The organism is Streptomyces sp. NPDC127084 (assembly GCF_042724175.1).
GTDB lineage: Bacteria > Actinomycetota > Actinomycetes > Streptomycetales > Streptomycetaceae > Streptomyces.
This window is the reverse complement of the sequence record NZ_JBHXFA010000210.1, coordinates 1-9,152: the sequence shown is the minus strand read 5'-3', so window position 1 is coordinate 9,152 and position 9,152 is coordinate 1. Positions and strand designations below refer to the sequence as shown.

Here is a 9,152-nt window from a genome sequence, read left to right as displayed (position 1 = left end):
CCACGGTTTCCTGCAAAAGCCGGGCCCGCTGCCGCTTTCCTGGGACGACGCGCGTACCTCGCCGAGATCCCGGATCAACTAGGTTGGTGGGGCAGCGGGGCACATGCAGGCAAGAAAGAAGTGGGCCGATGTCAGACAACGCAGCAAGCCGCACCCGGCTGGGCCGGACGCCCGAGTGGGCCGCTCTCGAACGCCACCGCGAGCAACTCGGGGACACCCATCTGAGGGAGTTGTTCGCCGGCGACGCGGGCCGCGGCGGCCGGTACACCCTCCGGGTCGGCGATCTGCACCTCGACTACTCCAAGCACCTGGTGACCGACGAGACCCTGGAGCTGCTGCGCGAGCTGGCGGCGGCCACCGACGTCGCCGGGCTGCGGGACGCCATGTTCCGCGGCGAGAAGATCAACACCACCGAGCGGCGTGCCGTGCTGCACACCGCGCTGCGCGCCCCGCGTGACGCCGTCGTCGAGGTCGACGGCGAGAACGTGGTGCCCCAGGTGCACGCGGTACTCGACCAGATGAGCGCGTTCGCCGAGCGGATCCGCTCCGGAAGCTGGACCGGGTCCACCGGAAAGCCCATCAGGAACGTGGTGAACATCGGCATCGGGGGCTCCGACCTCGGCCCGGCGATGGCCTACGAGACGCTCCGCGCCCGCACCGCACGGCATCTGACGTTCCGCTTCGTCTCCAACGTGGACGGGGCCGATCTGCACGAGGCGATCCGGGATCTCGACCCGGCAGAGACGCTGTTCATCATCGCCTCCAAGACGTTCACCACCATCGAGACCATCACCAACGCCACTTCCGCCCGAGACTGGCTGCTCACCGAGCTGAAGGCCGGCCCGGAAGCCGTCGCCCGGCACTTCGTGGCCCTGTCGACCAATGCCGGGAAGGTCGCGGAATTCGGCATCGACACCGCCAACATGTTCGAGTTCTGGGACTGGGTCGGCGGGCGGTACTCCTATGACTCGGCCATCGGGCTCCCCCTGATGATCGCCATCGGCCCCGAGTACTTCCGGGAGATGCTCGACGGCTTCCACCTCGTGGACGAGCACTTCCGCACCGCACCGCCCGCCGAGAACGCACCGCTGCTGCTCGGTCTGCTCGGTGTCTGGTACGGAGCCTTCTTCGACGCCCAGTCCCACGCGGTGCTGCCGTACTCGCACTACCTGGGCAAGTTCACGGCGTATCTCCAGCAGCTCGACATGGAGTCCAACGGCAAGTCCGTGGACCGCGAGGGCAACCGGGTCGACTGGGCGACCGGCCCCGTCGTCTGGGGCACTCCGGGCACCAACGGACAGCACGCGTATTACCAGCTGCTCCACCAGGGCACCCGGTTCATCCCGGCCGACTTCATCGGCTTCGCCCGGCCCGTGGACGAGCTGTCCCCGCCGCTCGCCGCCCAGCACGACCTGCTGATGGCCAACTTCTTCGCCCAGACGCAGGCCCTGGCCTTCGGAAAGACCGCGGACGAGGTACGGGCCGAAGGCGTCCCGGAGGAGCTGGTGGCGCACAAGACGTTCACCGGCAACCACCCCACCACCACGGTCCTGGCAGGTGAGCTCACCCCGTCCGTACTGGGCCAGCTCGTCGCGCTCTACGAGCACAAGGTGTTCGTGCAGGGTGCGATCTGGAACATCAACTCCTTCGACCAGTGGGGAGTCGAGCTCGGCAAGGTGCTCGCCAAGCGCATCGAGCCGATGCTGACCGAAGGCACCGGCGCGGGGGAGCTCGACAGTTCTACCGCCTCACTCGTGGGCACCTACCGCGGTCTGCGCGGAAGGTCGTCCGAAGCCTCGGAGCGGTAGGGGCGGGAGCCGATGACGGGGGAGGGGACCGTGCGGCTGAGACCGCCGGACAACACGCTGAGCGAACGGGCCGTCGGCTGGTGGCGTACCCGGTTGCTGGTGGCCGCGTTCGGCCCGGTGGCCGTTCTGGGGGTGCTGGCCGCGTCCATCGGACCGGCCACGACCTGGCTGCTCGCCGCCGCGGTCGCGGTGGCGGTGATCGGCGTGGCGGGCGCGGTCTTCTTCCCCTCCTGGTGGTACCGGCTGCACCGGTGGGAGGTCACGGACGAGGCCGTGTACATCCGGACCGGCGCGTTCTGGCAGGAGTGGCGGATCGCGCCGATGTCCCGGATCCAGACCGTGGACACCGTACGCGGGCCCCTGGAGCGGGTCTTCAGGCTCTCCACCGTTACTGTCACGACCGCGTCGTCCAAGGGCGCGCTCAGGATCGAGGGCCTCGACCACGAGCTCGCGGCGGAGCTGGCCGCCCAGCTGACCCGGGTCACCCAGGCCACCCCGGGCGACGCCACATGACCGAAGGCCCTGAGGCGAAAGATTACGCTGCGGTGGCCGCGGACATGGGGGAGGCCGCGGTGGCCGCGGACCCGGTGGCGGACGCCGAACCGGTGGAGGACGGGGGCTGGCGCAGTCTCGACCGGCGCTCCGTCCTGCTCACCGCGCTCGTCATGACCGGTGTGGCGGGCGGTGCGGCCCTGCCGGTGTTCGTCGGGCTGACCGGCGCCCTGCCCTGGCGGCAGGCGCTCGGCTGGGTGCTCGGCGGGGCCGTCCTGCTGATCGGCGCGGGCACGGCCGCCGACCATGTGCGTTGGCGCCGCACCCGTTACCGCGTCGGACCGGAGCGCGCCGAGCTCCACACCGGACTGCTGCTGGCCAGGCGCCGCTCGCTCGCCCGGGAGCGCATCCGCAGTGTCGATCTGACGGCCAATCCGCTCCAGCGCGTACTGGGGCTGGTCAAGGTCCGTATCGGCACCGGTGAGCACACGGGTGACGGACAGTCCACCCTGGAACTCGACCCGGTCACCACGGCCGAGGGCGAGCGGCTGCGGCGCGCGCTGCTGGCCCACACGGCGGCGGCCGGAGCCGGGACACACACCGGCGGGGTACTCGCCGCCTTCGACCCGCGCTGGATCCGGTACGCGCCGCTGTCCTTCGTCGCCCCGCTGCTCGGCGGAGCGGCCGTCGGCGCGGTGATGCAGATCAGCGAATGGTTCGGCGTCCAGGGCGAGGTGATCGACTGGACCGCGGAGCGCTTCGCGGACACCCCGCTGCTGTGGGCAGGCGCCATGATCGCGGCCGGAGTCCTGGTGGCAGGGGTGGTGGGCGCCCTCGGACTCTGGATCGAGATGTGGTTCGGATACCGCCTCGAGCGAGAGCCGGGCGGCACGCTGCGGCTGCGCCGAGGGCTGCTGACCGCCCGCTCGCTGTCCATAGAGGAGCGGCGGCTGCGCGGCGTCGAACTGGTCGAGCCGCTGGGCGTAAGGCTGTTCGGCGCGGCACGCGTGGACGCGGTCGCGACCGGCCTCGCGAACGACGAGGGCGACACCCACACCGATATCAAGACCCTGCTGCCGCCTGTGCCGAGAGCCGTGGCGGACCGCGCGGTCGCGGATGTGCTGAGGGAGCCGACCGCTCCGACGAACGTCCCTCTCACCCGGCATCCCCGGGCCGCCCGCAGGCGCAGACTGCGCTGGTCGCTGACCTGCGCCATGCTGCCGGCGGCCGTACTCGCCGGGTGGGGCGCCGCACTGTCCGACGGCGATCTGCCGCTCCACGCGGCGGCGCTCTGCGCGCTGCTCCTCCCGCCGCTCGCCGTACTGCTCGCCCTGGACGCCTACCGGAACCTCGGCCATGCGATCGGCGGCCCCTATCTGCTGGCCCGGTCGGGCACCCTGCGCCGCGGCACGGTCGCCCTCCAGCGGTCCGGGATCATCGGCTGGACCCTCAAGCAGTCCTGGTTCCAGCGCCGCGCGGGACTGCTCACCCTGACCGCCACCACGGCGGCCGGAGCCGGTGCCTACACGGTGTACGACGCGGACGAGTACGAGGTGCTGCACTTCGCCGACCGGGCGGTCCCGGGGCTGCTGGAGAGGTTTCTGGAGCCTCCCGAAGGGGCGCGGGTACCGGGCCAGCCACCCGGAAAATGACCGGGTGGCGCACACTCCCTCTGCTACGGTCGAACGTATGAGGATCAAGCGCGCTGCGATGACGACGACGCCGGAGAGTGTCCCGGCGCGCTGACTGCTGTCCTAGTCGAAAGCCCCGGGGCGAGTGCCCCGGGGCTTTCGCCTGGGGACCCCCGGCCGCGCGCGGGGGAAGGCCGCTCGCCCCCGACCGCGAGGAGCCCCCATGCACGACCACCGCAGACTCGGCCGCGAGCTCGACCTGTTCGACACCGACCCGCTGATCGGCGCGGGACTGCCGTACTGGCTGCCCGACGGCGCGACCGTACGGCACACCCTGGAGGAGTACATCCGCGACGCCGAGCGGCAGGCGGGATACCGGCACGTCTACTCACCCGTGCTCGGCAAACGGGAGCTGTACGAGATCTCAGGACACTGGGCGCACTACAGCGACGACATGTTCCCGCCGATGGACCTCGGTGGCGAACAGGTCGTACTGAGACCGAGCCTGTGCCCCCACCACGCGCTGATCTACCGCTCCCGCTCCCACAGCTACCGCGAACTGCCCCTGCGCATGGCCGAACTGGGCGGCATGTACCGCTCGGAGCTGTCCGGTGTGCTCGGCGGACTGACCCGGGTCCGCTCGATCCAGTTGAACGACGCCCATGTCTTCTGCACCCTCGACCAGGTCGCCGACGAGGTGGCGGCCGCACTGGAGCTGATCCGCCGCGCCTACCGCGCCCTCGGCATCACCCCGGCCCGCTTCCGGCTCTCCCTCCCGGGGCCGGGTGGCAAGTACGTCGACGCTCCGGAGCTCTGGCGGCGCTCGACCGCCCTGCTGACCGAGGTCCTTGAACGTTCCGGCCTGCCCCACGAGGCGGTCGGCGGCGAGGCCGCGTTCTACGGGCCGAAGATCGACGTACAGATCGCCGACAGCGCGGGCCGGGAGTCCACCCTGTCGACCGTGCAGGTCGACTTCCACCAGCCTGAGCGATTCGATCTGCACTACATCGGCCCGGACGGCGCCAAGCACCGGCCGGTCATGGTGCATCGCAGCGTCATCGGCAGTGTGGAGCGTGCCGTCGCGCACCTTGTCGAGCAGTACGGCGGGGCCTTCCCCGCCTGGTTGGCCCCCACCCAGATGGTGATCCTCCCCGTCTCCGAGGGCGAGCGGGAGCGGGCGGAAGCGCTCGCCGGGAGCTGCGACGCCATCGGGCTGCGCGCCGAGATCGCCGGGCCGGAGCGCGGCAGCCTGGGCGCCCGCGTCCGGGAGGCGCGGCTGGTGCCGTACCAGGCGGTCATCGGCGCCAGGGAAGCCACCGACGACCGGGTCGCCCTGCGGCTGCGGAACGGACGCCGACTCGATCCGCTGCCGGTCGTGGACGTCATCGACCGGATCGGCGCACTCGTCCGGGACCACAGCACCGAGCTGTGGGACAGCGCCGACGGGTGACGGATCGGGCGCCGGGCCCGTCGAGCCGGTCCGGGGCCCTCCGGAAGGCACCGGGCGGGTGTCTCCGCGGGCCGGCCGGTGACCGGTGGGGGCTCGGTGGTGGACGGCGGTCACGCGCCGCCCGGGCGGCTGTCTCCGCAGGCCAGGCCAGCCAGGCCAGGCCGTGGCCGTGGGCGGCTCGGCAGTGAGGTGTGGCCAGGGACGGTGAGCGGCTTTCAGGGCGGGTGTCGTCGCGGGCGGGGCGTGGCCGGTGGTGGCTCGGCGGTCGGGTGTGGTCAGGCGGGTGAGGCGCGGACGGGCCTGATTCCTTGCCGTTGTGCGACGAGGAGCGGCCGGACGCACCGACGGCCCCGTTCCGCTGCGGAACGGGGCCGTGGGCGTGGGTACCGGGAGCCGGGGCCAAGGGCCTACGGGGAAGCCGGTGGATACAGCCCGCGCGGAAGCTGGGACGCCGCCGCCGAGTCGAGCAGCCAAAGCGTCCTCGCCCGCCCGTACGCACCGGCGGCCGGAGCCTGGATCTCACCCGCGCCGGACAGCGCGATCCGCGCCGCGTTCGCCTTGTCCTCGCCCGCCGCGAGCAGCCACACCTCGCGTGCCGCGCGGATCGCCGGAAGCGTCAGCGAGATCCGGGTCGGCGGTGGCTTGGGCGCGCCATGGACGCCGACCACCGTGCGCTCGGTCTCCCGTACCCCCGGATGCTCCGGGAACAGGGAGGCGACATGCGTGTCCGGGCCGACTCCCAGCATCAGCACGTCGAAGGTCGGCACATCACCATGGTCCTCGGGACCCGCGGCGGCTGCCAGCTCCCGCGCGTACGCCGTGGCCGCGGTGTCCGCGTCATTGCCGTACGGGCCGTCGGACGCGGGCATCGGGTGCATCCGGGAGGGGTTCAGCGGTACCGAGTCCAGCAGGGCCTCGCGGGCCTGGGTGACATTGCGCTCCGCGTCGCCCTCCGGTAGGAAGCGCTCGTCGCCCCACCACAGGTCCAGCCGTGACCAGTCGATGGCGTCCCGCGCGGGCGCGGCGGCCAGCGCGGCCAGCAGACCGTTTCCGTTGCGCCCGCCGGTGAGGACCACCGACGCCGAACCGCGCGCGGCCTGGGCGTCCACGATCTTCGTGATCAGCCGGGCCGCGGCGGCCTGCGCCATCAGCTGCTTGTCGCGGTGGACGACGAGCTGGGGTGCGCTCATTTCGACTCCGCCTTCCTGGCCGGGGGCTTCGCCGCGGCCTTCTTCTGCGGCGCGGAACCCTCCGTGGCGGTCTGCGCGGGAGCGGACCGCGGAACCTCGCCGGAGGCGATGTCCAACCGGTCGACGCCGTACCGCAGCGCTGACGCGTAGATGTCGTCCGGGTCGAGCCGCCGCAGCTCCTCCGCGATCAGCTCCGCCGTGTCCCGCCGCTTCAATGCCACCGCGCGGTCCGGCTGGCCCTCGATGGAGAGGGTGGCGATGGAGCCGTCGGACCGGCCCAGCTCGATCGGGCCCTGCTTGGTCTCCATCCTTACGGAGGTCAGGCCCGGGCCCGCCGAAACCGAGCGCTGCACCGGCACCTTGAGCCGGTCGGCGAGCCACATGGCGAGCAGCTCGCAGCTCGGGTTGTACTCCTCGCCCGCCACCTCGACCGAGGTCACCTTCCAGGGCGCCTGGTCCAGTGCGGCGGCGAGCATCGAACGCCACGGGGTGATCCGGGTCCACGCCAGATCCGTGTCACCCGGGGTGTAGGCGTCGGCCCTGGCTGTGAGCTCGGCGATCGGCTGCTCGCAGGCATAGGTGTCGGTGACCCGGCGCTGTGCCAGCGCACCCAGGGGGTCCGACGCAGGGTCGACCGGTGCGTGCACCGGCCACCACACCACCACCGGCGCGTCCGGCAGCAGCAGCGGGAGCACGACCGAGTTGGCGTGGTCGGCGACCTCGCCGTACAGCCGCAGGACGACCGTCTCACCGGTGCTGCCGGCGTCGGCGCCCACCCGCACCTCGGCGTCGAGACGCGCCTTCGCCTTGTCGCGCGGCGACCGGGAGACCCTCTTGATCACCACGAGGGTGCGCGAGGGGTGCTCGCGGGACGCGTCGTTGGCGGCCTTGAGCGCGTCGTAGGCGTTCTCCTCGTCGGTGACGATGACCAGGGTGAGCACCATGCCGACGGCCGGTGTGCCGATCGCCCGACGGCCCTTCACCAGAGCCTTGTTGATCTTTCCTGACGTGGTGTCCGTGAGGTCGATCTTCATGGCCGACGCCAGCTCCGTCCGTCTCGTGCGAGCATTTCGTCCGCCTCGGCCGGACCCCAGGTCCCGGCCGGGTACTTCGCGGGCTTGCCGTGCCGGTCCCAGAACTCCTCGATCGGGTCGAGGATCTTCCAGGACAACTCGACCTCCTCGACCCTCGGGAAGAGGTTGGAGTCGCCCAGCAGCACATCGAGGATCAGCCGCTCGTACGCCTCCGGGCTGGACTCCGTGAAGGACTCGCCGTAGGCGAAGTCCATCGAGACGTCCCGGACCTCCAGCGAGGTGCCCGGCACCTTGGAGCCGAACCGCAGGGTGACGCCCTCATCCGGCTGGACCCGGATGACCAGGGCGTTCTGCCCCAGCTCCTGGGTGGCGGTGCGGTCGAAGGGGGAGTGCGGGGCACGCTGGAAGACCACCGCGATCTCGGTGACCCGGCGTCCGAGCCGCTTGCCGGTGCGCAGATAGAAGGGGACGCCCGCCCAGCGGCGGTTGTCGATCTCCACCTTGATGGCCGCGTAGGTGTCGGTCTTGGAGTTCGGGTCGGTGCCCTCCTCCTCCAGATAGCCGACCACCTTCTCGCCGCCCTGCCAGCCAGCCGTGTACTGCGCGCGCACGGTGCCCGCCGCCAGGTCCTTCGGCAGCTTCACGGCCCCCAGCACCTTGGTCTTCTCCGCCGCGAGCGCGTCCGCTTCGAAGGAGGCGGGCTCCTCCATGGCGGTCAGCGCCAGCAGCTGGAGCAGATGGTTCTGGATCACGTCACGGGCGGCACCGATGCCGTCGTAGTAGCCCGCCCGGCCGCCGATGCCGATGTCCTCGGCCATGGTGATCTGGATATGGTCCACATACGACCGGTTCCAGATCGGCTCGAAGAGGGTGTTGGCGAAGCGCAGCGCCAGGATGTTCTGGACGGTCTCCTTGCCGAGGTAGTGGTCGATCCGGAACACCTGGTCCGGGTCGAACACCTCGTGGACGATCGAGTTGAGCTCCTTGGCGGAGGCCAAGTCGTGGCCGAAGGGCTTCTCGATGACGGCGCGCCGCCAGGAGCCGTCCTTCTGCTCGGCCAGACCGTGCTTCTTGAGCTGCTTGACGACCTTGGGGAAGAACTTCGGGGGCACCGAGAGGTAGAAGGCGAAGTTGCCGCCGGTGCCCTGCACCTGGTCCAGCTCGGTGATCGTCTTCTTCAGGTTCTCGAAGGCGGCGTCATCGTCGAAGTCGCCCTGGACGAAACGCATCCCCTGGATCAGCTGCTGCCAGACCTCCTCGCGGAACGGGGTGCGCGCGTGCTGCTTGACCGAGTCGTGCACCTCCTGGGCGAAGTCCTCGTCGTCCCACTCGCGCCGGGCGTAGCCGACGAGCGAGAAGCCCGGCGGCAGCAGACCCCGGTTGGCGAGGTCGTAAACGGCAGGCATCAACTTCTTACGTGACAAATCGCCCGTAACGCCGAAAATCACCAGGCCCGACGGCCCCGCGATACGCGGGAGCCGGCGGTCCGCGGGGTGGCGGGCCGGATTAGCGCCGGGTGGGGGGGGGCAAATGAGACACCCGCCCCA

At 71.1% G+C, this 9,152-nt stretch carries 7 protein-coding genes; 4 read left to right on the top strand and 3 right to left on the bottom strand.

The window, feature by feature from the left end; all coding sequences use genetic code 11:
* Positions 1–128 precede the first annotated feature (128 nt).
* The 4 genes from pgi to thrS all read left to right on the top strand — a co-directional run bounded on the left by pgi (position 129) and on the right by thrS (position 5,381).
* The gene (gene pgi / locus ACFWI9_RS30905) at positions 129–1,808 is read left to right on the top strand and encodes a glucose-6-phosphate isomerase (RefSeq protein WP_387167563.1); all 1,680 of its coding nucleotides are present in this window, start codon (positions 129–131) and stop codon (positions 1,806–1,808) included.
* Between the two features lie 12 nt (positions 1,809–1,820).
* Positions 1,821–2,321: a PH domain-containing protein gene (locus tag ACFWI9_RS30900; protein ID WP_387167560.1), complete on the top strand. Its 501-nt coding sequence runs from the start codon at positions 1,821–1,823 to the stop codon at positions 2,319–2,321.
* Positions 2,322–2,365: 44 nt separating this feature from the next.
* Positions 2,366–3,952, top strand: a complete 1,587-nt coding sequence (locus ACFWI9_RS30895) for a PH domain-containing protein (RefSeq protein WP_387167571.1) — start codon at positions 2,366–2,368, stop codon at positions 3,950–3,952.
* 202 nt (positions 3,953–4,154) lie between these two features.
* Positions 4,155–5,381 (top strand): threonine--tRNA ligase, encoded by a 1,227-nt coding sequence (gene thrS, locus ACFWI9_RS30890; RefSeq protein WP_387167557.1) that lies wholly within the window; start codon positions 4,155–4,157, stop codon positions 5,379–5,381.
* A gap of 407 nt (positions 5,382–5,788) precedes the next feature.
* On the opposite strand, the gene pgl is transcribed toward thrS, so the two are convergent.
* The 3 genes from pgl to zwf are packed head-to-tail and all read right to left on the bottom strand — an operon-like array spanning position 5,789 to position 9,137.
* Positions 5,789–6,571, bottom strand: coding sequence for a 6-phosphogluconolactonase (pgl, locus tag ACFWI9_RS30885; RefSeq protein ID WP_387167554.1), 783 nt, complete (start codon positions 6,569–6,571; stop codon positions 5,789–5,791).
* Complete coding sequence (opcA, locus tag ACFWI9_RS30880; RefSeq protein WP_387167552.1) at positions 6,568–7,605, bottom strand: glucose-6-phosphate dehydrogenase assembly protein OpcA; 1,038 nt, start codon at positions 7,603–7,605, stop codon at positions 6,568–6,570. The genes pgl and opcA overlap by 4 nt, the downstream gene beginning before the upstream one ends.
* Positions 7,602–9,137, bottom strand: a complete 1,536-nt coding sequence (zwf, locus tag ACFWI9_RS30875) for a glucose-6-phosphate dehydrogenase (RefSeq protein WP_387167566.1) — start codon at positions 9,135–9,137, stop codon at positions 7,602–7,604. The genes opcA and zwf overlap by 4 nt, the downstream gene beginning before the upstream one ends.
* Between the last annotated feature and the right edge of the window lie 15 nt (positions 9,138–9,152).

What these genes read in the sequence shown, in the direction of transcription:
- pgi (WP_387167563.1), top strand. Translation starts at nt 129, where the DNA reads ATGTCAGACAACGCAGCAAGCCGCACCCGGCTGGGCCGGACGCCCGAG.
- ACFWI9_RS30900 (WP_387167560.1), top strand. Translation starts at nt 1,821, where the DNA reads ATGACGGGGGAGGGGACCGTGCGGCTGAGACCGCCGGACAACACGCTG.
- ACFWI9_RS30895 (WP_387167571.1), top strand. Translation starts at nt 2,366, where the DNA reads ATGGGGGAGGCCGCGGTGGCCGCGGACCCGGTGGCGGACGCCGAACCG.
- thrS (WP_387167557.1), top strand. Translation starts at nt 4,155, where the DNA reads ATGCACGACCACCGCAGACTCGGCCGCGAGCTCGACCTGTTCGACACC.
- pgl (WP_387167554.1), bottom strand. Translation starts at nt 6,571, where the DNA reads ATGAGCGCACCCCAGCTCGTCGTCCACCGCGACAAGCAGCTGATGGCG.
- opcA (WP_387167552.1), bottom strand. Translation starts at nt 7,605, where the DNA reads ATGAAGATCGACCTCACGGACACCACGTCAGGAAAGATCAACAAGGCT.